This is a genomic window from Hydrogenophaga sp. PAMC20947 (assembly GCF_004795855.1).
Classification (GTDB): Bacteria; Pseudomonadota; Gammaproteobacteria; order Burkholderiales; family Burkholderiaceae_C; genus Hydrogenophaga.
In genome coordinates this window covers 3585682-3609099 of record NZ_CP039252.1, presented here as the reverse complement: position 1 = coordinate 3609099, position 23418 = coordinate 3585682, and the positions used below count along the sequence as shown (strand labels likewise).

The window sequence follows — 23418 nt, the reverse complement described above, 5'->3', positions numbered from 1 at the left end:
CGTGACTTCGCGGATCGAGCTGTTGGCCCAGCGCAGCGAAATCAAGCCCTTTTCCTGCGCGCGGTGTCTCAACCCAGGATGCCGCGGAACTGGCTTTGCCAGGCCGCCAGCATCGCCCTTGAGGGGTGACGCACACCAGCGCGGCGCAGGGGGAGCCACCGCTACCCGTGCAGGTCGTCCCGTCGCGCGATTTCCATCAACCGTTCCAGTTCGTGAGGGTGGGTGCGCTCGTTGTGCTGGTGCCATTTCATGATCAGCCACATGAAGCCGGCGACCACCACGCCGAATGCGGTGATCGCGACGAAGGCCGACAGGCCCGAGGCGGTCGAGAAGCTGTACAGCGCGCCCAAGACCAGGATGCAGGCTTGCTCGTTGAAGTTTTGCACCGCGATCGAGCGACCTGAACCCATCAGGTTGTGACCCCGGTGTTGCAGCAAGGCATTCATGGGCACCACCATGAAGCCGCCGATCCCGCCCAGCAGCACCAGGAACGGGGCCGCCACCCAGACGTTGTCGATGAAATTCATGCCAATGACCAACAGGCCCATGGCGATGCCCAGGGGCATCACGCGGGTGGCCTGGTCCAGACGCATGCGCATGGACGCCACCACCGCGCCCACGGCGGTGCCCACAGCCACAACGCCCACCAACGAAGAGGCCTGGGTGGTGGAGTAGCCCAGGGCGGCGGCGGCCCAGGCCAGCACGATGTAGCGCAGGTTGCCCGAAACGCCCCAGAACAGGGTGGTGGTCGCCAGCGAGATCTGGCCCAGGCGGTCGCGCCACAGGCGGGTGTTGCAGCGCCAGAAGTCGGGCAGCAGGGCCAGCGGGTTCTTGGGCATGGGCCGGGGGGTGACGCCGGTCAGCGGGATGCGGGTGTTGAACCAGGCGGCCAGGGCGTAGACCAGCATGAGGGCTGCGATGGCGGCTTCGGCCGGGTGGTGGATGCCGGTGTGCAGGCCGGGCAGGTCGACCGCCAGCAATTGGGTGGACACCCAGGGGGACACCAGCTGGCCGCCGAGCAACACACCCAGGATGATGGATGCAATGGTCAGGCCTTCGATCCAGCCGTTGGCCTTGACCAGCTGGGATGGTGGCAGCAACTCGGTGAGGATGCCGTATTTGGCGGGAGAGTAGGCTGCAGCGCCCAGCCCCACCAGGGTATAGGCGAGAAGTGGGTGCACACCCACAAGCATCAGCAAGCAACCACCGACCTTGATGGCGTTGCTGAGGAACATGACATGGCCCTTGGGCTTGGCGTCGGCGAAGGCGCCCACAAAAGGCGCCAGCAGCACATAGAACAAGGCAAAAAGCGGCACCAATGCGGCGGCTTGCCAGTTGGGCTCGCCGCGGCTGCGCAACAACTCGATGGCGGCCACAAACAGCGCGTTGTCAGCCAAGGAGCTGAAAAACTGCGCCGTCATGATGGTGTAGAAGCCGCGCTTCATGGGGATGATTTTGTGCGCCGTTTGGGGCCAAGCGCAGGGCTTCTGGCGGCTGTTTTGTGCGAAAGTCCGGCGTACTGTCTCAAGGGTTGCTGGTTATAGCATGCCATTTGTGACAGCCTGTAATACCAAACGGTTCCTGTGGGTGCGGCGCATCAGCCGCGCTTGACGCGGTGCGAAGTTTGACCGCCGTCCTGGAAAGTCGCCACATCTGCCTGTCGCTGACAAATGCGGCGGAGGTCTATTTGATCAATGGAAGTACCTTAACCATGCCACGTCCCATTCTCGCCACCGTGCACCTCGATGCCTTGCGCCACAACCTGAACCAGGCCCGGGTGAGGGCGCCCGACGCCCAGGTCTGGGCGGTGGTGAAGGCCAACGCCTACGGGCATGGCATCGAGCGCAGTTTTGAAGGCTTGCGCAGCGCCGATGGCTTCGCCTTGCTGGACCTCGAAGAAGCGCAGCGCATCCGCGCCCTGGACTGGCGCGGACCTGTCTTGCTGCTGGAAGGGGTGTTTGAGCCCCGGGATCTGGAACTGTGTTCACGCCTGGGGCTGTGGCACACCGTGCATTGCACCGAACAGCTGGATTGGCTGGCGGCGCACAAAACACAGGCCCCGCACCGGGTGTTCCTCAAGCTCAACAGCGGCATGAACCGGCTGGGCTTCACCCCCACGGCGTTCCGTGCGGCTTGGGCCCGACTCAATGCCTTGCCCCAGGTGGAAGAGATTTCGCTCATGACCCACTTCAGCGACGCCGACGGGCCACGCGGCATAGCGCACCAGTTGGCGGCGTTTGAAGCCGCAACAGTCGATCTGCCCGGCGAGCGCTCTTTGTGCAACAGCGCGGCGATTCTGCGCCATGCGCACACGCCCCTGCGGGGCGAAGGGGTGTCCACCCTGGCGGCGGACTGGGTGCGCGAGGGCATCGCCTTGTACGGCGGTGCACCCGACCACCCGGAGCACACGGCGGCCGGATGGGATCTGAGACCTGCCATGACGTTGTCCACGCGGGTGATCGGTGTGCAGTCGGTGCTGGCTGGTGATACGGTGGGCTATGGTTCCACGTTCACCGCGCCTTCGGCCATGCGGGTCGGTGTCATTGCTTGCGGTTATGCCGATGGGTACCCCCGCCATGCCCCGACGGGCACGCCTGTGCTGGTCAACGGCGTGCGCACCCGGGTGGTGGGCCGGGTGAGCATGGACATGATCACGGTGGACCTGTCTCCGTTGGGCGACACGGCGGGCATCGGCGCCGAGGTGGTGCTGTGGGGCCTCTCGCCTGTGTCCGGTGCGGCCTTGCCGGTGGATGAAGTCGCGGCTGCGGCGGGCACCATTTCCTATGAGCTGCTGTGCGCGGTGGCGCCCCGGGTGCCGATGGTCGCAGCCTGAACGTCAACCCGGAACAACGAGACCTTGCTCCCCCCCGGCGTGCCCGACGCACGCGGGGGCTTGAGTTACCGCTGCGATTCTTTTGATGCGCCAGCGGCGCGAAGGCCCACGCATCCGACCACAATCAGTGGGGTTCTCCCCCACTTTGTTGAATACCGCTCGTGTCTTCCCCATTTTCTTTTCTGGCGCCTTTGCGCAACCTGCCCTTTGTGGGCTGGCTCTTCCTCTACTGCGCCCTTCTTTGGGGCACCTTTGGCGCATTGCTGGGCGCTGTCACGCCCAACCTGCGTGCCCAGATGGGCGTGTCTTTTCAGGACGTGGGCTGGCTGATGGCCATCTGGAGCGGGGGCAGCGTGATCGGGTCGCTGCTGGGTGGCGCTGTGGCGAAGCGCTGGCCGCCGCGCAAGCTCCTGATGGTGTACACCGTGCTGGTGGTGGTTTCGCTGGTGGGGGTATTGCTGGCGTCGACTTTCTTCTGGCTCGCGGTGTTCATGGTGTCGATTGCGACCTTTGAGACCGCACTCTTCACCTTGGGCCACGGTTTGCTGGCCGAGCTCAGTGACGACCCCGAACAGCGCACCCGCATCATCGGCTTGGTCGACGTGGGGTACAGCCTGGGGACCGTGATCTCGCCCTTGCTGGTCACCGGAGCCTTGTGGCTGAGCACGAGCTGGCGGGCGCCCTACGCGGTTTTCGGTGTGCTGTTGCTGGGCATGCTGTTCATGTCGCTGCAGACCCGGCGTCTGAGCACAGTGCAGTTTCGTGGGCAGGGCGGCCCAGTATCGGTTGCTCCGCCAACGCCCGCCCGGACCATGGCCCCCAAACACGCGGAGGTCGAAGCAGCCGCCGAGCCGGATGCCGGGGCTCGGCAGCCCATGGCGTCTGCGGTCGCCCATGGTTACCTGGGCCTGTTGCGCCAGCCGGTGGTGCGTTGGGTGGTGTTGGCCGGCATTTTTGCGGGGCTGTGTGAGTGGGGGCAGTATTTCTGGTTCGTCAGCTATGCCCACGAAACCCTGGATGTGAACGAGCAGTCGGCCCGCCTGGTGCTGGGCTTCCTGATGGCCGGCATGGTGACCGGGCGCATCTGGCAGGCCTTCTTTCCCAGCCGCTTCAGCATGGAGCAGAAAATCCAGGGGCTGGGGGTGCTGGCTGCGGTGTCGTTGTGGGCCCTCTGGCTCACGCCAGCAGGCGTGCCATGGGCCTGGCTGGCCTTGTGCAACTTTGGCGCAGGCCTGGGTGTCTCGGTGGCCTTCCCCATCTTGCTCGGTATCGCTTTGCGGGCCTTTGCACACGATGCCCCCCGGCTCTCCGCGCTGTTGATGATCGCCATTGCGCTGGGCTCTCAGGTCGCCGGCGTGTTGATGGGTGGTCTGGCCCAGTGGCTGGGCTTGCGCGTGGCCTACGGCACGCTGGCACTGGCGTCGGCTGCTTTTGTGTATTGCGTCTGGCGCCTGGTGCGCCAGGTTCGCTTTGCACCGGCCGACGTGGGGGCTTTGGAGCGCTCCGCAGCGGGGTGATCGGGGTGAGCGCGCCAGTATGCTGCGCGGTTTAGGGATGTGAGTCCAGTCGGTTGCACAGGGGGGCTTCTTGTACCCCTAGGGGTATGTGGATATACTGTAAGTCGTATTGGAGAAAACCATGTCTGCTCACCTGTCTCATCGTTCTGCCCCGGCCGCTGCCGCCCCTTGGTCCGCGGGGTGGGCGGGTTGCGTTGTGGCTTTGTCGCTCTCCCTGGCATCGGGTGCCCGTGCCGAGCCCGCAGCGGGCCCGCAGGTGCCGGTGCTGACGGTGGGCGAACAGGCGGTGGGCGTGGGGCTGGAAATGGACGGAAGTTTGCAGGCCGTGCGCCAGAGCACGCTTTCCGCGCAGGCCAGTGGCCGGATTGCTCAGTTGAGCGTCAAGGCGGGTGACCAGGTCAAGGCAGGGCAGGTGCTGGTGGTGATCGATGACCGCGCCACGCAGGCGGGGGTGGCCCAGGCCCAGGCCGGTATGGCCCAGGCCGAAGCGTCTCTGACCAACGCCAAAGCCAACTTTGATCGCACGCGCGACTTGCGTGCCCAGGGTTTTGTGGCGCAGGCCGCGCTCGACACGGCGCAGTCTCAGTTCAAGGCGGCCCAGGCCGGTGTGGCCGCAGCCCGTGCTGGCCAGACCCAATCTTCCCTGGCGCAAGGGTTCACTCGGCTCACCGCGCCTTACGACGGTTGGGTGCTGCAAACCCATGCCGAAGCCGGTTCCCTGGCGATGCCTGGCAGCCCGTTGCTCACGGTGTACGCCCCCCAACCGATCCGCGCCGTGGTGTATGTGCCGGCATCGCAACACGTGGCGGCGCAGCAGGCCCAACGGGTCGAAGTGCGGCTGCCCGGTTCGGATGAATGGGTGCGGCCAGTGACAACGACCATCCTGCCCGTGGCAGACCCTGTGTCGCAGACCGTGGAGTGGCGCCTGGACCTGAGCGTTGCCGATGGTGCCAAACAGGTGCCCGGTCGCCAGGTGCGTGTGCGGTTTGTGGGCAGTGCCGAGCAGCAGCGCCTCGTGGTGCCCGAGTCGGCGTTGGTGCACCGCGGGGAGCTGACGGCGGTGTACATCGTGAGCTCGCGAGGTGAAGGCAAAACGGCTGGGTTCTCACTGCGCGCGGTGCGCACGGGCTCTAGCCACGGGGCTGCCGGTCTGGAGGTCATCGCCGGTCTGAAGGCGGGCGACCGCGTGGCGCTCGATCCGGTTCGAGCGGGCCTCAGCGGCGCAGAGCCCGCCGCTGCTTCGGCGCAGTGAGGCCCACCATGAGCACCTCACAACACCCCAACCCTCTGCCGACAGAGGTCGATGCCCCTGAAAAGCTCGGCTTCTCCGGCTCGATCGCGCGTGCCTTCCAGTCCAACGCCATCACCCCCTTGCTCGCGCTAGTGGCTTTGTTGCTGGGCATCTTTGCCGTGATGGTGACGCCGCGCGAAGAAGAGCCGCAGATCAATGTGACGATGGCCAATGTGCTGATTCCCTTTCCCGGGGCGTCCAGCGCAGATGTCGAAAAAATGGTGGCGTTGCCCGCCGAGCATGTGCTGTCCCAGATCCAGGGCATCGAGCACACGTATTCGGTGGCTCGCCCGGGCGTGGCCGTGCTCACGGTGCAGTTCCAGGTGGGTGTTCCGCGCACCGAGGCGCTGGTTCGCCTGTACGACGTGCTGAATGCCAACCAGGATTGGCTGCCCCAGGGCCTGGGGGTGTTGACCCCCATCGTGAAACCCAAAGGCATCGACGATGTGCCGGTGCTCGCGGCAACCTTGTGGACCAAGGATGCGGCCAGCGCAATGGATCTGGAGCGCGTGGCGCACTCGGTGGAAACCGAGCTCAAGCGGGTCAAAGGCACACGCGAAGTGGTCACCATCGGTGGGCCGGGACGGGCGGTTCACGTCTGGCTTGAGCCCAACAAACTGCGGGAACGCGGTGTGAGCTTGCAGGCGCTTCAGGGCGCGATCGCTGCCGCCAACCAGGCCATGCCTTCGGGCAAGGTGGCGAATCCGGCCGCCGCTGCGGGGGAGCCGGGCATGCTCAGCGTCGAGACGGGCGAGTTCCTGCAAAACGCGCAAGACGTGGGCGACATCGTGGTGGGCGTTAGCCAGGGCCGCCCGATCTATCTGCGCGAAGTCGCCCGGGTCGAGGCCGGTGCGCAATTGCCCACGCGCTACACCTGGTTCACGCCGGGCGCTGCCGATCAGGCCAACGCCGAGCAGCAGGGTCAGAGCCATCCGGCCGTGACCATCACCGTGACCAAAAAGCCGGGTGAAAATGCGGTGGATGTGGCCGAAGGGGTGCGTGAGCGGCTGGACGCGCTCAAGAACACCGTGATCCCCGACGACGTGCAGGTGTCCATCACCCGCGACTACGGCGAGACGGCTGCGGCCAAAGCCAACAAGCTGATCCAGAAGCTGATTTTTGCCACGGGGAGTGTCATCGTACTGGTGGGTCTGGCGCTGGGTCGGCGCGAAGCCATCATCGTGGGCGCGGCGGTGGTCCTCACCCTGACCGCAACTTTGTTTGCCTCCTGGGCCTGGGGCTTCACGCTCAACCGGGTGTCGCTGTTTGCGCTCATTTTCTCCATTGGCATCTTGGTGGACGATGCCATTGTGGTGGTGGAAAACATCCACCGACACCGGCAACTCTCGCCTGGTGACCCGCTGTCCGTGATCATTCCCCGCGCGGTCGATGAAGTGGGTGGCCCCACCATCCTGGCCACGTTCACCGTGATCGCTGCCTTGCTGCCCATGGCCTTTGTGTCCGGCCTGATGGGCCCTTACATGAGCCCGATCCCGATCAACGCCAGCATGGGCATGGCCATTTCGCTGGCCATCGCCTTCACCGTGACACCGTGGCTGGCGCTGAAATTGACCAACACCAAGGCACAGGCCCACGGGCCTTCGGGGCTGACCCGCGTGCTGCAGAACACCTTCACCAAAACCCTCACTCCCTTTCTGCAGAGTGCGAAGTGGCGCTGGATGTTGCTGGTGGGCATTCTGGTGGCGCTGCTGCTGTCGGTGGCGTTGGCGCTGATCCCGAGCTCGGGCATGGGCGTGGTGCTCAAGATGCTGCCCTTTGACAACAAGAGCGAATACCAGGTGGTGCTGGACATGCCCGCCGGCACGCCGCTGGAGGACACGGCCGCCGCCCTGCAGGACATGACGGCCTATCTGGCCCAGCAGCCTGAAGTGGTCAATGTGCAAGGTTATGCGGGCACCGCCAGCCCCATCACGTTCAATGGGCTGGTGCGCCAGTATTACCTGCGCGCCGAGGCTGAGAGTGGCGATCTGCAGGTGAATCTGGTCGACTCACATCAGCGCAGCGAAAAGAGCCACGCGATCGCACAACGCCACCGCCCGGCGCTCGAAAAAATTGCCGAGGTGCACGGTGCGCGCATCAAGGTGGTGGAAGTGCCGCCCGGCCCGCCCGTGATGTCGCCCATCGTGGCCGAGGTGTATGGACCCGATGAAAAAGGTCGCGCCGAGCTTGCGCTGCGCGTGGCCCAGGCTTTCCGCGACACGCCGGACATCGTGGGTGTAGACACCACGCTCAAGGAAAACGCGCCGCGTGCCTTCCTGCGCATCCAGCGCCAGCGCGCGGAATCGCTGGGTATTCCGGTGCAGGTGATCGCCCAGACGGTGTACGCCGCCTTGTCGGGTTCTGATGCCGCCTACCTGCACGATGGCCAGGCCAAATTTCCGGTGCCGGTTCGCCTGCAGTTGCCGCTCGACAAGCAGGTGGGGCTCGACGGCTTGCTGGCCTTGCCCCTCAAGGCCGCCAATGGGACGATGGTGCCGTTGTCGGAGCTGGTGACGGTAGAGCGCGGCGTGATTGATCAGCCGAAGTACACCAAAAATTTGTTGCCGGTCACCTATGTGCTGGGCGACATGGCTGGTCAACTGGATTCGCCGCTGTACGGTCTGGCCGAGATCCGCAGCCGGCTGGGCGAGGCCACCTTGCCCAACACCGGTGAGCTGGGCGAGTACTGGATCAACCAGCCCAAGGATCCCTACCGCGAATATGCGGTGAAGTGGGACGGCGAGTGGCAGATCACATTTGAGACTTTCCGCGACATGGGCGCCGCCTATGGCGTGGGTTTGATCCTGATCTACTTGCTGGTGGTGGCGCAGTTCAAAAGCTACCTGACACCGCTGATCATCATGGCGCCGATTCCGTTGACCATCATCGGTGTGATGCCGGGCCATGCCTTGCTGCAATCGCAATACACCGCCACGTCCATGATCGGCATGATCGCGCTCGCCGGCATCATCGTGCGCAATTCCATCTTGCTGGTGGACTTCATCGAGCTGGAAACGGCTCGGGGTGTGCCCTTTGCGCAGGCCGTGGTGCAGTCGGCCGCGGTGCGCGCTCAGCCGATTGCGCTGACCGGGCTGGCCGCCATGATGGGCGCCTTCTTCATTCTGGACGACCCGATCTTCAACGGTCTGGCCATCTCGCTGATCTTCGGCATTGCCGTGTCGACGCTGCTCACGCTGGTGGTGATTCCTGTCTTGTATTACGCCACCTACCGCAAGAAGCACGAGCGCCTCGCCGACGCGTGAGCCGCGTCGGGTTGACTGCCCTTTCCTCCCTATGGCTTCCGATTTCTTCCCGTTGCACGCTTTTAAACTTTGGAGATTGACATGACTGTTGACCGTTACATCCGCGTCCTTGCTGGCTTTTTTGTCATGCTGTCGCTCGCGCTGGGCTTCGAAGGCAGCCCGATTTTTGTGAGCCCCTGGTTCCTCGCTTTCACCGCCTTTGTGGGCCTCAACCTGTTTCAGTCGGGCTTCACGGGCTTCTGCCTGCCCGGCAAGCTGCTCAAGAAGCTGGGCGTGCCTGAGGGCAATGGAACTTGCAGCCGCTGAGCGGTTTGACCTTTGATACGCTGAGCGCTTTCTGCTTCGCGATTCCAGGACGTCCATGACCCCAAGCTCCCCCCTCAAATTTCTCATGCCCGGCTGGTTTTCGATGGTGATGGGCCTCAGTGGCCTGTCGCTGGCCTGGCACCGGGCCAGTGGCGTGCTGGGGGAGATGGCCGATGGCATCGCGCTGGTCGTCGGGGCTCTGGCGGCGCTGGTATTTGTGTTGCTGCTGGTGGCCTCTTTCGTGCGGGCCTCGCGTTACCCGGCGGCGCTGGCTGACGACCTCAAGCACCCGGTGCGCCATGCATTTGTGGCGGCCTTGCCGGTGTCCACCTTGCTGCTGGCCGCTGTCGGCGTTGCGTTGTTGGGAGCGCATCCGCTGCTCCATGCCTTGTGGTGGGTTGGCGCCTTGACCCAGGTGTGGGCGACGGTGTGGGTGCTGGGCCGGTGGCTGTCGCCCGTCATCGGTACGACGCCGGGCAACACCGGCTTGTGGCCGGCGGTCACGCCGGTGCTGCTGATTCCCGTGGTGGGGAACGTGGTCGCTCCGCTGGCGGGTCTTCCGCTGGGACACGACGTGTGGTCCGCAGCCCAAATGGGGATTGGTGTCTTTTTCTGGCCCATTGTGATGGGGCTGGTGCTGGTGCGGCGCATTGCGCACAGCCCTTTGCCCGATCGCATCTTGCCCGCCTGGTTCATCACCTTGGCGCCGCCTGCCGTGATCGGGGTGGTGCTGACCCAGTTTGAGGCCCCTGCGGCGCTTCCTCTGGGCATGTGGGGCATTGCCGTGTTCACGCTGATGTGGCTGACTCCGCTGGTGCGGCGCATTGCCAGCCAGCCATTCGGTGTTGCGTTCTGGGGTCTGTCGTTCCCGATGGCCTCCCTGGCCGCGCTGACGCTGCGCCTGGGTGAGTTGCAGGGTGGTGGCGCGTTGCAGACCGTGGGTGTGTTGCTGCTCGCCGTGGCCTCCATGGTCATCCTGTGGCTGGGCTTCGCCACGGTGCGTGGCTTGCGCGATGGCACCTTGCTGGCCCCTGAACCCATTGCCAGCATCCAGCCGGTAGCGGCTTGACCGGACGCCATCGATGGGCGAGCCTGCCTGCCCCACGCCCGCAGATCCGCTGAGCACCAAGCGCAAGGCTGAGCTGGTGCACCGTTTGCGGCGTGCAGAAGGCCAGGTGCGTGGCCTGCAGAGACTGCTGGCTGATGGAGCCGACTGCACCAAGATCGCTCAACAACTGTTGGCCACCCGGCACGCGCTGGACAGCACCTATGTGCGCCTCAACCTCTCGGTGGCCGAGCAAGAATTGTCCCAAGGCAATGCCCCCACCGGCGCTGTGGGCGAAGTGCTGGACCGGCTGCAACACCGGTTGGGGCGGTCGCGCTGATAAACAGTGTTGACCTGCTTGAAGAGAATGGCCGGGGGCAGCCCTGCCCATAATCAAGCGGCCGCGCTGTGCGGCGTACTGCTGGGCAAACCATGGATTCACTGTTGCACATCGGCTTGCTGGCCATCGCCGCCTTTGGCGCCGGCGTGCTCAATGCGATTGCGGGGGGTGGCAGCTTTTTGACCTTTCCGGCGCTGATTTTCACCGGGGTGCCACCCATTGTGGCCAACGCCACCAGTGCCCTGGCCGTGAGCCCGGGCTATCTGGGCAGCACCCTGGGTTTCAAAGCCGAGTTGCAGGCCCTGCCTGAGCGGCGCTTGTGGCGGGAGATGGGCATTTGTGCGGCGGGTGGCGTGGCGGGTGCGCTGTTGTTGCTGGTCACGCCGGCCCACCTGTTTTCGGGCATCGTGCCTTGGCTTTTGCTGTTTGCGACTGTGCTGTTCGCTGCGGGACCGTCGATCGCACGCTGGGCCCGAAGCCACGCCCAGGCCACAGACACCGGCGGGCCCAGCTGGCGCGATGTGGCCTTGCTGGCGGTGGCCATTTACGGCGGCTACTTCAATGGCGGTCTGGGCATCTTGCTCATGGCGCTGTACAGCGTGGCGGGCGAAACCCGCCTCAACGTGGTCAATGCGCTCAAGAACCTCAATTCGCTGGTGTTGTCCTGGTTGTCGGTGGCGGCGTTTGTGATTGCCGGTGCCATTGCCTGGCGTGAGGGGATGGTCATGATGGTGGCGGCGACCGCTGGTGGCTTCCTGGGCGCGCGGTGGTCAAAACGGCTACCGGCGCAGTGGGTGCGGCTGGGGGTCATCGTCATCGGCCTGGTCATGACCGCCGTGTTCTTCGCCCGGCTGGATTGAGGCCCGGTCACGACCCAGATCAGGGTCTTCACGGGCTGGGTTCCCCAGGGCGCGTTTTGCGGTTTGGGGGCGTGCGCCGCGCCCTACATGCGGGCTGCGACCGCGCGCCACGCCTGCGTGGGCTGGTGGCGCCAGGCGTCGGCCATGGCATCGAGCACCGCGACCTCGCTGTCGGCGAGATGACCGTCTGCCAGCACGATGGCCTCGCACAGTTGCCTCACTTCATCGCGCAGTCGGGGGTTGCGCACTTCGCCCAGCAGGCGGTTGCGCAGTTCGGCTGGCATGCTGGCCAGGCCTTGTCCGTCGCCATGTTGTATCTGCATCAATTCCTGGCAATAGGTGTCGATCACCGACTTCATGCCCAGGGGTGAAAGGCCCAGCCGTTCGGATGCCCCGAGGCGGTCCAGTGCCTTGAGTTCGCTGGGGGCGTAGTGGCCGTCGGCCACCAGGGCCATGGCCAGCAGCCGTGTGGCGGCCTGGGGGCTGTCGATGGGGTATGCGCGCATGGTGTGTGCTCCTGATGGAATGAGAGGGCGTTGGGTGGTCAGTCGTTGCTGCCAATGCCCATCAGGTTGAGCAGGCTGACAAACAGGTTGAACACCGAGACAAAGAGGCCGACCGTGGCCAGCACGTAGTTGGTTTCGCCGCCGTTGACGATGCGGCTGGTCTCGAACAGGATCAAGCCCACCGACAGCAGCGCCACCAGGCCGGAGACGGCCAGACCCAGCGCCGGCATCTCGAAGAAGATCGCACCCAGACCCAGCATCAAGGCGACCACCATGCCGGCAAACAAAAAACCGCCCATGAAACTGAAGTCCTTGCGGGTGGTCAGCACATAGGCCGACAGCGCAAGGAAGGTGGCGCCGGTGGCCCCCAGCGCGGTGACGATGGTTTGCGCACCACCGGGCAAGGCCAATGTGGCCGTCAACATCGGGCCCAGGGTGTAACCCATGAAGCCAGTGAGCGCGAACACCGCGGGAATCGCCCAGCCGCTGTTTTGCAGCTTGTGAACGGCAAACAGCAGGCCGAAGTAACCCACCAGCGTCACCACCAGCCCGGGCGAGGTCCAGCCAAAGGCCACGCCAGTGGCCGCGACGCCGGCGCTGAAGAGCAGCGTGAGCGACAGCAGGGCGTAGGTGTTGCGCAGCACCTTGGCTGCGGCAGGGTTGTCGGTGCTCAGCGAGCGCTGCCCGCCGGTGCCCCAGGGGGCGCGGCTCGAGGGCAGGGTGCGGGTCTTGTCAGAGGGGTTCATGGTGGGTGTCTTTTCAGAAAAGGTGGGGCCGGTATTCACGGACCGGTGTGCAGGGCGATGCGGGGCGTCAGCCTGCGGGTGTAGGAAGCGTTGTTTCAACGGTCCAGTCGAGCGCGTTGCGCCGCGTGGCCGGGCGGGCTGGGCGGCGCTGGCGTTGCCATTGGCGCACCAGCGCACTTGCGGCCCGGCGCAACGCGGCGTTGAGGGCTGCGATGGGATCGCGCTGGGTGGCGCTGACCACCAAGGTGCCGTGGGCCAGGGTGGCCAGGCTGAGCTGGCATCGCTGGTCGACGCCACCGCGCGGTCCGTTCACGTCGGCCAGGCGAACGTGCACGTGCATGACCTCATTGCGCAGCCTGCGCATCACAAAACGCACCCGCCGCTCGGCAAGGCCGCGCCAGTCTGCGGGCGCTGGGGCATCGGGGGTTTCGACTCGAATCTGCATCGTGATCTCCTGTGGAACCAGAAAGGAAGGTTCACGATAGGCGCGCTGATCCGATTAAAAAATCAGATATTCAGTGAACAATCATCTGTAATTAACGATGAGTGTGTGGGAACTCGCCAAGGGGTGCCTTTGAGTCGTTGTCCGCCAAGATCAACAGGGGCACCTGAAAGTGCCGCTGGACAGGCTGCGCGCCTGGTGAGGGCGGCCTTGGATTCCTAGAATCACTTCTCTAATATGTTGCAGTGCAACAAAAAAGGCTTGCCAAATCTCGGGTTTACCCTAGAATCGGTTTTGCTGCACTGCAACATACATGACTCAAAGCCTCGATGGGCCGGGTCCTACGGAGCAGTGATCTTTTAATCAACTCTTCAAGGACATCATCATGACCAACCCTATCGAAAACATCACCGCTACCCAAAAAGCCAACCTGCAAGCTGTTCAAGGCCTGACCACCCAAGCTTACGCTGGCGTGGAAAAGCTGGTTGAACTCAACATGGCCGCTTCCAAAGCCGCTCTGGGCGAGTCGTTCAGCCACATGCAAGCCCTGATGGGTGCCAAGGACGTCAAAGACGTCGTGGCCCTGCAGACCGCTTACTTCCAGCCTATGGCTGCCAAGTCGGCTGCCTACATGCAACACGTGCAGACCATTGCCACCGACAGCAACGCTGGTTTCACCAGCGCCATGGAATCCAAGCTGGCAGAAGCCCAAAAGGCTCTCGGCGTGGCCGTCGAAGGCATGGCCAAGAACGCACCTGCCGGCAGCGAAGCCGCTGTGTCCGCATTCAAGAACGCCGTGAGCGCCAGCCAGAAAGCCATGGAGACCGCCCAGTCGTCCATGAAAAAGGCCAACGAAATGGCCCAGTCCAGCTTCGCTAACGCGTCGCAGCAAGCCATGGACGTGGCCAAGAAAGCCGCCAAGGCCGCCTGAAGCAACGGCGTCGTCTGACGCCTTGTTTTGAATCGCTCAACGGCACCTTCGGGTGCCGTTGTCGTTGGCGCCACACTTTTGTGAAGCGTTCTCGCTGGGGCTTTCGCCCATGGCGGGCAGGAAAGCCAGAGAATCGGGGTACTCCCAGTCCGTCAGGCGCCCGCATGAACCAAGACCTCAACTACAAGCACCTTTACTATTTCTGGGTCACCGCCAAGGAAGGCGGCATGTCCCACGCCGCCGCGCGCCTGGGCATGGCGGTGCAGACCGTGAGCGCGCAGGTGCGCCTGCTGGAGCAGTCGCTGGGCGCTGCGCTGTTCAAACCCGCCGGCCGTGGGCTGGCCTTGACCGATGCGGGGCACGCGGCCTTGCAGGTGGCCGAGCAGATCTTCCAGCTCGGCGAGCAGTTGCACACGGTGGTGCACGATGTGACCAGCCATGCCACCGTGCGCCTGGCGGTGGGCATATCTGACGGCTTGTCCAAACTGGCGGTGCGCGAGTTGCTGTCGCCCGTGATGGCCGAACCCCACTTGCGTTTGTTGTGCCACGAAGGCGAATTCGACGATCTGCTGGCGGATCTGGCGTTGCACCGGCTCGATGTGGTGCTGTCGGATCGCCCGGCGCCGGCCAATCCCAACCTCAAGCTCTACAGCCACGCCCTGGGTGCATCCAACCTCGGGTGGTACGCGCCCAAGGCCATGTACGAGCAGGCCTTGGCCGGTTTCCCGGGCAGCCTCGCCGAGGTGCCGGTCCTGTTGCCCACGGCCCATGCCTCGGTGCGCCTGCGCCTGGACCAGTGGTTCGAACAACACGGGGTGGTGCCCCACATCGTGGGCGAGTTTGAAGACAGCGCCTTGCTGGCCACTTTTGGCTCCAGCGGTATGGGCGTGTTTCCGGCCTCTGATCTGATGCGGGAGAAGCTCTCGCAAGGCTATGGCATGCAGTGGCTGGCACCTTGCGAGGGCGTTCAAGAACACTTCTTTGCCATCGGTACCGCGCGCAAGGTGCAACACCCGCTGGTGCAGCGCCTGCTGACCCAGCCGGCGCAAACCTGACCGGGCAGGGCGTTGACGCTCCGCGCCTGTCGGGTGCTCGGGATCAGTTGCGTCCGGCCATCACGCCGCCGTCCACATCCCAGACCGCACCGGTGACCCAGCCCGCCTGAGCCGACAGCAGGAATGCCACCGTCTGTGCCACATCGTCTGGCGTTCCGACCCGCCCGATGGGGTGGAAGCTGTTGAAGCCCTGCATCGCAGCGGGCACTTCGGCAACCGGGATGAACCGCTCATAGACCGGCGTCGCCACCACGGCGGGTGAAACCGCATTGACCCGGATCCGGTGCTCGGCCAGTTCCATGGCCTGGTGTTGGGTCAGCGCATGCAAACCCGCCTTGGCCATGGAGTAGGCCGAAGAAGGGGTGGCCTTGATGGCCTGGCTGGCCCACATGGACCCTATGTGCACGATGGCACCCGGCTTTTGCGCGCCCTTCAGTTGCTGGGCAAAGGCTTGCGACACAAAGAAGGCGGTCTTGTTGAACTGGTGGTACAGGTCGAAATCCGTGGTCACATGATCGAGAAACGGCTTGGGGAAAAACACGCCAGCGGCATTGACCAGAAGGTCGATTTCACCTGCGCGGCTGTCGATCAATTGCCGCATCTGCGCAAGACCTTCGTCGCTGGCCAAATCGGCCGCGATGGCCTGCACCGGCCCAAGCGACGCCAGCGCTGCACAGGCGGCTTCGGCCTTGTCGGCACGTTGGCCGACGATGATGGCGCTGCCGCCACCTTGCAAAACTTCGCGTGCGGTGGCGAGACCGATGCCGCTGGTGCCGCCGAGGATCAGCGCGGTGCGGCCTGCAAAAGGGGTTGTGTTCATGGAAAGATCCTCAAAAACTACCGACTAATTGGTAGGTTGTGGTTGCAAAAAAATGGCTGGCGTTCGTGCGCTCTTGCGAGCGCCTTCAGGTCAGCACGGACGAAACAAAGATGTGGCTGACCATGCCGGGGCCTCGAGGTGACGAGAGCCCTCGGCCGACCACCATCGCGCCCTCCAGGGCACAGAAGTAGGCTTCGGCCAACTGGGGCGCAGGCAGCGCGGCCCGCACCGTGCCTTGGCGCTGCCCTTCGGCCAGCACCGCCGTGAGCCAATCCAGGTTGATGCGGAAAAAAGCCTGCACCTCGGCGTTGACCAGATCGGGCAACGATTCGGCCTCGGCCCCCAGCATGCCGCACAGGCACAGACGGCGGTTCTGGGCGAAGGTGTCTTCAAACAGGGCGGCGTAGGCGGCCAGGCGCTCGGGCGCCTGGGCCTGCTGGCCCTCGATAGCGACCAGGGCGGTGCGAAAGCGGTGGGTGTAGCGCTGGGTGACCACCGCCACGAGCTCGGCTTTGGTGGGGAAGTGGTGGTGGATGCTGGGCTTCTTGATGCCCACCAGACCAGCCACATCGTCGTACGAGAACCCGTTGTACCCGCGGTGTTGCACCAGACCTTCGGCCGCATCGACCACCCGTTCGGCGGTGGCGGACAGTTCGGAGAAATGCTTCATGCGTGCATCCCAGGCCCAGCCGGGCGCAGCAAGTGCCCGGTTTTCACGAGGATGGTGCAGCCCTCGACACTGAACGGCTGGTGCTGGCTGAGGTGAGGACTGCGCAGCCAGGTGCCGGCAGGGTAGCGCCCGTGTTCGTCTTCAAACACACCGTCGACCACCAGGATCTCTTCGCCGCCATGGTGGCGATGGGGGTTGAAACAGGTGCCGGGCGCCCAGCGCACCAAGGCTGTGTGGTCGGTCTCGAAGGACGACAGCGGCATCACGGTCAAGCCGGGCACAAGGCCGGGGTACCAGGGTGCCTGGGTGGTGTCGACCACCACGTGTTCGGGGTCGTGGGGTGCGAGGTGGCGCAGCTTCACAAAAAGGATGCAGCCATCGGCGCTGCCCGGGGCATGCGAAGTGCCCGGTGGATTCTTGAGGTAGGTGCCGGGGCCATAGCTGCCGTGCTCGTCGGCCAGGGTGCCTTCCAGCACAAAGATTTCTTCCCCCAGATCATGGCTGTGGCTGGGAAACTGGGAGCCTGCTTTGTAGCGCACCACCGATGTGGCGCGGGCCACCTCTTCGCCATCGCGTTCGATCAAGCGGCGATGGATGCCCGAAGCGGGCGCGGCCACCCAGGTCAATGAAGGGTGGTGCACCACGGCACGTTGGGCAAGGTTGGCGTTGAGTTGCATGAAGTATACCGACTAGTTGGTAGACATTCTAGTGGAAAATCCATGCCTGTCAATGGCTTTTGGCCGAAACGTGCGCTGGGATGTACGGAGCCTGATCGGGCGGGGCGGCTTGGCTTGCGCGAACGCCAGAAGCCGCCGTGGGCCGAATGGGCCTGTTAAACGATGGCCAGCTGGCGGTCGTGCCGCCAGCCCGGTGCATCAGATGATGTTGCTGTTCATGTGGTGTGGACGGGCGGGTTGCCGATCGGACCATTGGGCCAGCCGATCCAGCCAGCCCATGCGGGGGGCGGCGCCGCTCACGGCTGCATCCGGGGTGCGTTGCAGAAAGATAGGCATGTGGAAGAAGGTCATGGTGACTCCCAGTTGAAGGGGTGGAGGCAAACATCAGGGACAACCCTGAGGACTGCAGTCTGATTGATTGCAACTTTCCACACAACAGGCATGTGTGCATTCAAAGTCTGCAAAAATGCAAAGAAGATGCAGGATCAAGACCCGCGCCACCGCCCTTCAAACACCCACAGGGCCGATCAACGGCTTTCAATCCACCTATGCCAAACCTCAACTGGGACGATGTGCGCCACGCCATGGCTGTCGGTGAAGCCGGATCGCTGGCCGGCGCAGCCCGCGCGCTGGGCGTGAACCACACCACGGTTTTGCGCCGCCTCGATGCGCTGGAGGCCCAGCTGGGGGCGCGCCTGTTCGAACGGCAACGCTCGGGCTACGAACCCACCGAAGCCGGTCAAGCCCTGCTGGAGCAAGGGCGCCACATGGCCGTGAGGGTGGAGGAAATCGAGCGCCAGATCCTGGGGCGCGACCGCGCGCTGGCTGGGCCGCTGCGCTTGACCACGGCCTTTGTGGTGATGGACCACCTGCTGCCCCAGCCACTCGCCGCTTTTGTGCAGGCCTATCCCGGCATCGAAGTGGAGGTGGTGGAAAACGCGTTTCTGATCGACCTCAACAGCAGCCATTCAAGTGTTGACCAAGGGGTGGCGCGCCGCGAGGCCGATGTGGCCCTGCGCCTGTCCAACCATGTGGCCGAACATCTGGTCGGACGGCAGCTGGGCATGACCCAATGCCGCATTTATGCGCAGCGTGGAGCCCCCGGGTTGCCCCAATCCATCACGCCTTTGAACGATCTGGTGCGCGACGCGCCCTGGGTGGCCTTCGAACGCGACACGTCGGTGCGGGCCTACGACCCCTGGTTGCGCCAGCTCCTGGCGCAGTCCGATGTGAAGGTGCGGGTCGACATCTACAACGCCAAAGCTTCCATGTTGCGCACGGGTATCGGCGTGGGCGTGTTGCCCACCTTCATGGCCGAAAAACACCCCGACCTCATTGCCGTGTCGGAACCCATCCCGGAAATGCAGCAACCCCTCTGGATGGTCACCCACCCCGATCTGCGTGGCACAGCGCGGGTGAAAGCCTTCATGCAGTTCGTGGGCGACGCGCTCGCCCAGCGCTTGGCGGAGGCGCCGTCTTGAGGGCGGCGCTGCCGGGCAGGCTGGCGCCCTTTCGGAACTCGTCGGGCGTCACACCCATCAAGCGCCGGAACATCGCGATGAAGGCCGAGGCGCTGCCGTAGCCCAGGTCCAGCGCGATCGCTTCCACCTTGTGGCCTTGCTCCAGCAGAGGGAGGGCGCGCACCACGCGCAAGCGCTGTCGCCATTCGGCCAGGTTCATGCCGAGATCCCGCTGGCAGCGCCGCGCCAGCGTGCGTTCGGTGGTGTGTGCGGCAGCGGCGAGCTCGCCCAGCGTGCGGTTGTCGCTGGGGTCGGCTTCCAGCGCGAGCAAGACCGGGCCCAGCAGCGCGTCGCTGGAATGCGGCAGGTAGCTGTTGCTGCAAGGCGCGACCGCCAGCTGGTCCAGCAACACCTGTAGCAAGCGGCCCTCTTCGGTCGTGGGCACCGGCCCGCAAGGCACATCGCGCAAATGCTCCAGCAAGGCCCTCACCAGCGGGCTCACCACCAGCGCACAAGGCATGGAGGGCAAGACGCCGCTGACGGTGGGTGACACATAAAACGAACAGTGGTGCGATTCCTGCCGGTTCAGGCCCACGTGTGCCACCTGGGGCGGCAGCCACACGCCGTACTGGGGCGGCGCCAGGTAGTGGTGGTCGGCCAGCTTGACCTCCATCACGCCGCTGAACGAATAGACGAACTCGCCCCAGGCGTGCTGATGGTGCGGGTAGACCCCATCGGCCGGGGCGACGGCGCTGCGAAACAACAGCGCCGCCGGCAGGTCGGGGCTGGACAGCGGGATGTTCAGTTTGGGCGAAAGGATGGGCATGGCGGGCCTGGTCGTGAATGGCGCTTGGCGGCTATGGAATGTCAGGATCACACTATATCCATCACCCCGGTCAAGCCCACAATCGGCTCATAGAACGCTGTCACACCTTGAGACCACCCCATGGACACCCGCAAATCCCTTGACTCCACCGCCATCGGCCTGATGCTGATTCTGTGCCTGATCTGGGCCCTGCAGCAGATCGTGTTGAAGCACACGGTCAACGACATCGCGCCCATGTTCCAGATCGCTTTGCGCTCGGGCATGGCGGCGCTGCTGTTGGCTGGCTTCATGCGCTGGCGCGGCGAGCGCATGTGCTTCTCCGATGGCACGGCGGGCCCTGGCGCCTTGGCCGGTGCCCTGTTTGCGTTGGAGTACTTTCTGGTGGGCGAGGGCTTGAACCACACCAGCGCCGCCCACATGGTGGTGTTTCTCTACACGGCGCCCATCTTTGCTGCGCTCGGCCTTCACATGAAGCTGCCTTCCGAACGCCTCGCGCCCCTGCAATGGGTCGGTATCTCGCTGGCTTTTGGGGGCCTGGCGATCGCCTTCTTCGGCCGCCAGCAGGGCGCTGTTCCGGCCGCAAGCAACGTGTTGTGGGGTGACTTTCTGGGGCTGGTGGCTGGCGCGGCCTGGGGTGCGACCACGGTGGTGATTCGCAGCAGCAGCCTGTCGCGCGCACCCGCTTCCCAAACGCTGATGTACCAGTTGCTGGGGGCTTTTGTCGTCCTGACGGGACTCGCCCTGATCACTGGGCAGGCCCACCTCAAACCGACGCCCACGGTCTGGGCCAGCTTGGCGTTCCACACCGTGATCGTGTCGTTTCTGAGCTTCCTCGTCTGGTTCTGGCTGCTGCGCCAGTACATGGCCTCGCGTCTGGGGGTGTTCTCGTTCCTCACGCCCCTCTTTGGCATCTTGCTGGGGGCCTGGTTGCTCGGCGAACACATCGAGCCCAGTTTTCTGATGGGCTCGTTCCCGGTATTGCTGGGTATCGTGCTGGTGAGTGGCCATGGCTGGATCGCACCGGCCGTGGCCCGCTTGACGGGCAAGCAACGTCCTGTGGTGTGAACCAGCCTCGCCCGTTGCCGGCACGCGCCTGAAACAAGCAACCGCCCCGGTCAGCGGAAGAGCGCGCCAGCGTCAGAATTCGATTCTGTCGGCAATCGCATCGAGCCCTGCGCGGGCGCAGGCCTCATCGGCCTCGCCGCCTGGCGCGCCCGACACGCCAATGCCCCCGAAAACCGAACCGGCACCTTCGATCACCAAGCCCCCGCCGACCGCCAGCATGCGCGGGGTGCTGCGGATGCCGCTCATGGGTTTGCCGGGCTGCGATTCGTTCGCCAGCTCCAGCGTGGGGGTTCGAAAGCTCGCCGCCGTCCAGGCTTTGTTGATGGCCACATCAAAGGTGTGCGCTCCGGCGTACCGGTCCCGCAGGAACACCTGGGCCAGCCCGGACCGGTCCACCACCGCCACCGCCACTTGGTATCCCTGCGCCCGGCACGCGGCCATGGCGGCCTGCGCGGCCATCAGCGCGGTTTCGGGCGTCAGGACCTTGATCTGAAAAGTGCCGGATGCAGTCTGGGCCATCGCGGGCAAGGCGATCGACAGTCCGGCAGCCATGAGGAAGTGGCGCATGCGCATGAGAGAGTCTCCTGAAAATGCTGTGCCCCGCGGTATTGCAGGACCCATGATTTCCATTTTGCGCAATCCGCCTTGCGCAACACTGATTGAGATCAATGGAAGCGCACGCTCACTGTAGGCCTACCAACCCACTGCGCCGGCCACAAGAGCGCGGCGCAACCACACCAACCGAAGAGGGCTGATCAGCCTTGACGAAACTACCCGCCCGCCCGGAGTCACTCCGGATCCGCCCAAGGCGCCCGCAGTTGCTGTTGCACATGACGCAGCAAGCCAGTGCAACCGTCCTCCACCAGATCCAGCACATCTTCGAAGCCCTGCGTGCCCCCCAGGTAGGGATCGGGCACCACGGCGCTGTCGTGCTGCTCGAAAAATTCGGCCAGTCTGCGCAGCTTGCGCACGTGTTGCGGCGGGCACATGGCTTGCGCCAGTGCCAGGTTGTCCCAGTCCATGGCCAACACCAGATCAAAGTCATCAAAGTCGCTGGCGCGAAGCTGGCGCGCCCGTTGGCCGGACAGGTCGTAGCCGCGTTTGAGCGCGTGTTCCTGGCTGCGCGCATCCGGTGTGGCGCCTGCGTGGTAGCTGTGCGTGCCCGCTGAGTCCACCTGCACCCGTTTGCCCAGACCAGCGCGAACCACCATCGTCTCAAACACACCGTGGGCCGTGGGGCTTCGACAGATGTTGCCCATGCAGACAAACAAAACGCGGTAGGGGGCGGTGGTGTCGGGGACGGTTGACTTCATAGGGGCAGCAACTTTCATCGGGGTACCCCATTGTGCAACCGCTTGCAACGGCTGCGCCCATTCATGCCAGGGTCGCCTGTGGAATACGGCATGAATGGGCTGTTCAAAGGCCGGCCGGTTCCCGGCTACCTCATGCATCGCCGACAGCAAGCGATACCCCTTCTGAATGAAGAGGGCCAGACCGCCTGGCTGAAAGACGCTCATGCCCACAACAAGGTGCGTGAGCACCCAGTGGTCTTTGATCGCCAAGACTCCGAAATCGCTCTGATCGCTGGCTGCTGCTCCTTCAAAGTGGGTGTCCCACGCGCGTCCGCTTTTTCCTTTTAGAGCCCTCGCTCGTGAGATCGTGCACACCCGGACTGTGCAACCACGGCCCTTTGCGCCTGTCACAACTGGAAACCCTTTCAAAAACCATGCATGATTCACCCTGGCCCCACTCCATTGGCGGGGCTTCACCACAGGAGAATCTTTGGACATGGCGAGCGACTTGGATACGGTGCGGGTGCTGAGAGCCCTTTTCCACGACATTCCCCGCGCGCCCGAAGGCCTCGGCCACGAAGAAACCATGGCCTGGATCCAGCGGTCCATGCAGGACTTCCCCGGTGGCGATCTGGCCTACACCCTGGAGCACGTCACCCGCAACTCCATGCTCGACATCGTCTTGCGCCTGCGCGAAGACGGGCACCTGAAGGACGATACGGAATTCGAAACCACGCTGCTGCAGCTCTCCCACGAAGCCGGCCGCCAGCAGTTCATGGATTGGTGCATCAACGCGCAAAAGAGCGTGGACGCCACCTCGCGCCTGCTCAACCGGGCCAAACCCGCCTGGAACGAACCCACGCCGCTGTTCAGCGTGAGTCCTGAGCACGTGCGCCGTTTCGTGGCCGCCGAGCCCACTGGGGCGGGGCCCCTGTTCGGGGAGTTTTCGACCCTTGAAGAGGTCTTGCAGCTGGAGCTTTTTGCCGAGGGAGAGCCCGCCGGTGTTTACGAATTTGACTGGGGCTTTGTGCTCGAAGAGCCCGGCGTCGCCTGGCATGTGTATGTGGCCGATGCCTGGCGCAGCGGCACGGTGGGCAGCTTCGACCGGTTCCACAGCGCATGGCGCCTGGAGACCACAGCCGTGCCCGGCAGCAAGACCCGCCCGCCGCATGTGCCACCGGGACTCAGTTTTGAGCTCGGCATTCCGCAGTTCGCCAGCCTCACGCTTCTGACCGAAGGTCAATCAGCGGCCGCAGCGACCGAGCGCAAATGGATTGGCGAGGTGTTCATCGCCCACATGCTGCCGGCGATGGCCGGGCGCGTGATGGACCCCGACTACGATTTCCCCCATTCATGGTGAGTCCGCAGCGTCGACGGCGTTGTCAACGGCCTTGGCCACCACAGGAAACCCATTCTCTAAGCCTCCACCCGGAGCAGATTGCGCGGATGTCAGTGTGAAATTCAATGGGCTGG

The 23418-nt window shown here is 64.4% G+C and carries 24 protein-coding genes; 13 read left to right on the top strand and 11 right to left on the bottom strand.

Going from position 1 to position 23418, the window contains the following annotated elements; all coding sequences use genetic code 11:
• Nucleotides 1–161: 161 nt before the first annotated feature.
• Nucleotides 162–1445 carry a lysophospholipid transporter LplT gene (gene lplT, locus E5678_RS16510; protein WP_136179534.1) on the bottom strand — a complete coding sequence of 428 codons (1284 nt, stop codon included), beginning with the start codon at nt 1443–1445 and terminating at the stop codon, nt 162–164.
• Nucleotides 1446–1711: 266 nt separating this feature from the next.
• Here lplT and alr point away from each other — a divergent pair, with 266 nt between their 5' ends.
• From alr to E5678_RS16470, 8 genes are all read left to right on the top strand, one after another.
• On the top strand, nt 1712–2833 hold the full coding sequence (gene alr, locus E5678_RS16505; RefSeq protein WP_136179533.1) for an alanine racemase: 1122 nt from the start codon (nt 1712–1714) through the stop codon (nt 2831–2833).
• A 161-nt stretch (nt 2834–2994) separates the two neighbouring features.
• Nucleotides 2995–4350, top strand: coding sequence for an MFS transporter (locus E5678_RS16500; RefSeq protein ID WP_168708589.1), 1356 nt, complete (start codon nt 2995–2997; stop codon nt 4348–4350).
• A 121-nt stretch (nt 4351–4471) separates the two neighbouring features.
• The gene (locus E5678_RS16495) at nt 4472–5602 is read left to right on the top strand and encodes an efflux RND transporter periplasmic adaptor subunit (protein WP_136179531.1); all 1131 of its coding nucleotides are present in this window, start codon (nt 4472–4474) and stop codon (nt 5600–5602) included.
• Between the two features lie 8 nt (nt 5603–5610).
• The gene (locus E5678_RS16490; RefSeq protein WP_136179530.1) at nt 5611–8904 is read left to right on the top strand and encodes an efflux RND transporter permease subunit; all 3294 of its coding nucleotides are present in this window, start codon (nt 5611–5613) and stop codon (nt 8902–8904) included.
• 81 nt (nt 8905–8985) lie between these two features.
• Nucleotides 8986–9210: a DUF2892 domain-containing protein gene (locus E5678_RS16485; RefSeq protein ID WP_136179529.1), complete on the top strand. Its 225-nt coding sequence runs from the start codon at nt 8986–8988 to the stop codon at nt 9208–9210.
• A 55-nt stretch (nt 9211–9265) separates the two neighbouring features.
• Nucleotides 9266–10279: an SLAC1 anion channel family protein gene (locus E5678_RS16480; RefSeq protein ID WP_136179528.1), complete on the top strand. Its 1014-nt coding sequence runs from the start codon at nt 9266–9268 to the stop codon at nt 10277–10279.
• Nucleotides 10280–10292: 13 nt separating this feature from the next.
• A complete protein-coding gene (locus E5678_RS16475; protein ID WP_136179527.1) occupies nt 10293–10595 on the top strand; it encodes a metal-sensing transcriptional repressor in 303 nt (100 codons plus the stop codon).
• A 92-nt stretch (nt 10596–10687) separates the two neighbouring features.
• Complete coding sequence (locus tag E5678_RS16470) at nt 10688–11455, top strand: sulfite exporter TauE/SafE family protein (RefSeq protein WP_210731933.1); 768 nt, start codon at nt 10688–10690, stop codon at nt 11453–11455.
• 83 nt (nt 11456–11538) lie between these two features.
• Here E5678_RS16470 and E5678_RS16465 read toward each other — a convergent pair whose 3' ends face one another.
• The 3 genes from E5678_RS16465 to E5678_RS16455 all read right to left on the bottom strand — a co-directional run bounded on the left by E5678_RS16465 (nt 11539) and on the right by E5678_RS16455 (nt 13152).
• Nucleotides 11539–11961 (bottom strand): TerB family tellurite resistance protein, encoded by a 423-nt coding sequence (locus E5678_RS16465; RefSeq protein WP_136179526.1) that lies wholly within the window; start codon nt 11959–11961, stop codon nt 11539–11541.
• Nucleotides 11962–11999: 38 nt separating this feature from the next.
• Complete coding sequence (locus tag E5678_RS16460; protein ID WP_136179525.1) at nt 12000–12707, bottom strand: Bax inhibitor-1/YccA family protein; 708 nt, start codon at nt 12705–12707, stop codon at nt 12000–12002.
• Nucleotides 12708–12774: 67 nt separating this feature from the next.
• The gene (locus E5678_RS16455) at nt 12775–13152 is read right to left on the bottom strand and encodes an HPF/RaiA family ribosome-associated protein (protein ID WP_210731932.1); all 378 of its coding nucleotides are present in this window, start codon (nt 13150–13152) and stop codon (nt 12775–12777) included.
• 382 nt (nt 13153–13534) lie between these two features.
• Here E5678_RS16455 and E5678_RS16450 point away from each other — a divergent pair, with 382 nt between their 5' ends.
• The gene (locus tag E5678_RS16450; RefSeq protein WP_136179524.1) at nt 13535–14080 is read left to right on the top strand and encodes a phasin family protein; all 546 of its coding nucleotides are present in this window, start codon (nt 13535–13537) and stop codon (nt 14078–14080) included.
• Between the two features lie 164 nt (nt 14081–14244).
• The gene (locus E5678_RS16445) at nt 14245–15135 is read left to right on the top strand and encodes a LysR family transcriptional regulator (RefSeq protein WP_136179523.1); all 891 of its coding nucleotides are present in this window, start codon (nt 14245–14247) and stop codon (nt 15133–15135) included.
• 43 nt (nt 15136–15178) lie between these two features.
• On the opposite strand, the gene E5678_RS16440 is transcribed toward E5678_RS16445, so the two are convergent.
• The 4 genes from E5678_RS16440 to E5678_RS22355 form a co-directional block, all read right to left on the bottom strand.
• Nucleotides 15179–15955: an SDR family oxidoreductase gene (locus tag E5678_RS16440; RefSeq protein ID WP_136179522.1), complete on the bottom strand. Its 777-nt coding sequence runs from the start codon at nt 15953–15955 to the stop codon at nt 15179–15181.
• Between the two features lie 85 nt (nt 15956–16040).
• Nucleotides 16041–16625: a TetR/AcrR family transcriptional regulator gene (locus E5678_RS16435; RefSeq protein WP_136179521.1), complete on the bottom strand. Its 585-nt coding sequence runs from the start codon at nt 16623–16625 to the stop codon at nt 16041–16043.
• Nucleotides 16622–17302, bottom strand: coding sequence for a cupin domain-containing protein (locus E5678_RS16430; protein ID WP_136179520.1), 681 nt, complete (start codon nt 17300–17302; stop codon nt 16622–16624). The genes E5678_RS16435 and E5678_RS16430 overlap by 4 nt, the downstream gene beginning before the upstream one ends.
• Before the next feature lie 198 nt (nt 17303–17500).
• Nucleotides 17501–17653: a hypothetical protein gene (locus tag E5678_RS22355; protein ID WP_168708588.1), complete on the bottom strand. Its 153-nt coding sequence runs from the start codon at nt 17651–17653 to the stop codon at nt 17501–17503.
• A 197-nt stretch (nt 17654–17850) separates the two neighbouring features.
• On the opposite strand from E5678_RS22355, the gene E5678_RS16425 reads away from it, so the two are divergent.
• A complete protein-coding gene (locus tag E5678_RS16425; protein ID WP_136179519.1) occupies nt 17851–18783 on the top strand; it encodes a LysR family transcriptional regulator in 933 nt (310 codons plus the stop codon).
• Here E5678_RS16425 and E5678_RS16420 read toward each other — a convergent pair.
• Nucleotides 18728–19588, bottom strand: coding sequence for a helix-turn-helix transcriptional regulator (locus E5678_RS16420; RefSeq protein ID WP_136179518.1), 861 nt, complete (start codon nt 19586–19588; stop codon nt 18728–18730). The genes E5678_RS16425 and E5678_RS16420 overlap by 56 nt on opposite strands.
• A 120-nt stretch (nt 19589–19708) precedes the next feature.
• On the opposite strand from E5678_RS16420, the gene E5678_RS16415 reads away from it, so the two are divergent.
• Complete coding sequence (locus tag E5678_RS16415; RefSeq protein ID WP_136179517.1) at nt 19709–20653, top strand: DMT family transporter; 945 nt, start codon at nt 19709–19711, stop codon at nt 20651–20653.
• A gap of 72 nt (nt 20654–20725) precedes the next feature.
• Here the strand turns inward: E5678_RS16415 and E5678_RS16410 are convergent, their stop codons facing one another.
• Both E5678_RS16410 and E5678_RS16405 read right to left on the bottom strand, forming a co-directional pair.
• Nucleotides 20726–21226, bottom strand: coding sequence for a heme-binding protein (locus tag E5678_RS16410; RefSeq protein ID WP_136179516.1), 501 nt, complete (start codon nt 21224–21226; stop codon nt 20726–20728).
• A gap of 215 nt (nt 21227–21441) precedes the next feature.
• Nucleotides 21442–21966 carry a low molecular weight protein-tyrosine-phosphatase gene (locus E5678_RS16405; RefSeq protein WP_136179515.1) on the bottom strand — a complete coding sequence of 175 codons (525 nt, stop codon included), beginning with the start codon at nt 21964–21966 and terminating at the stop codon, nt 21442–21444.
• Nucleotides 21967–22441: 475 nt separating this feature from the next.
• Here E5678_RS16405 and E5678_RS16400 point away from each other — a divergent pair, with 475 nt between their 5' ends.
• Nucleotides 22442–23305 carry a hypothetical protein gene (locus E5678_RS16400; RefSeq protein WP_136179514.1) on the top strand — a complete coding sequence of 288 codons (864 nt, stop codon included), beginning with the start codon at nt 22442–22444 and terminating at the stop codon, nt 23303–23305.
• Nucleotides 23306–23418 lie beyond the last annotated feature (113 nt).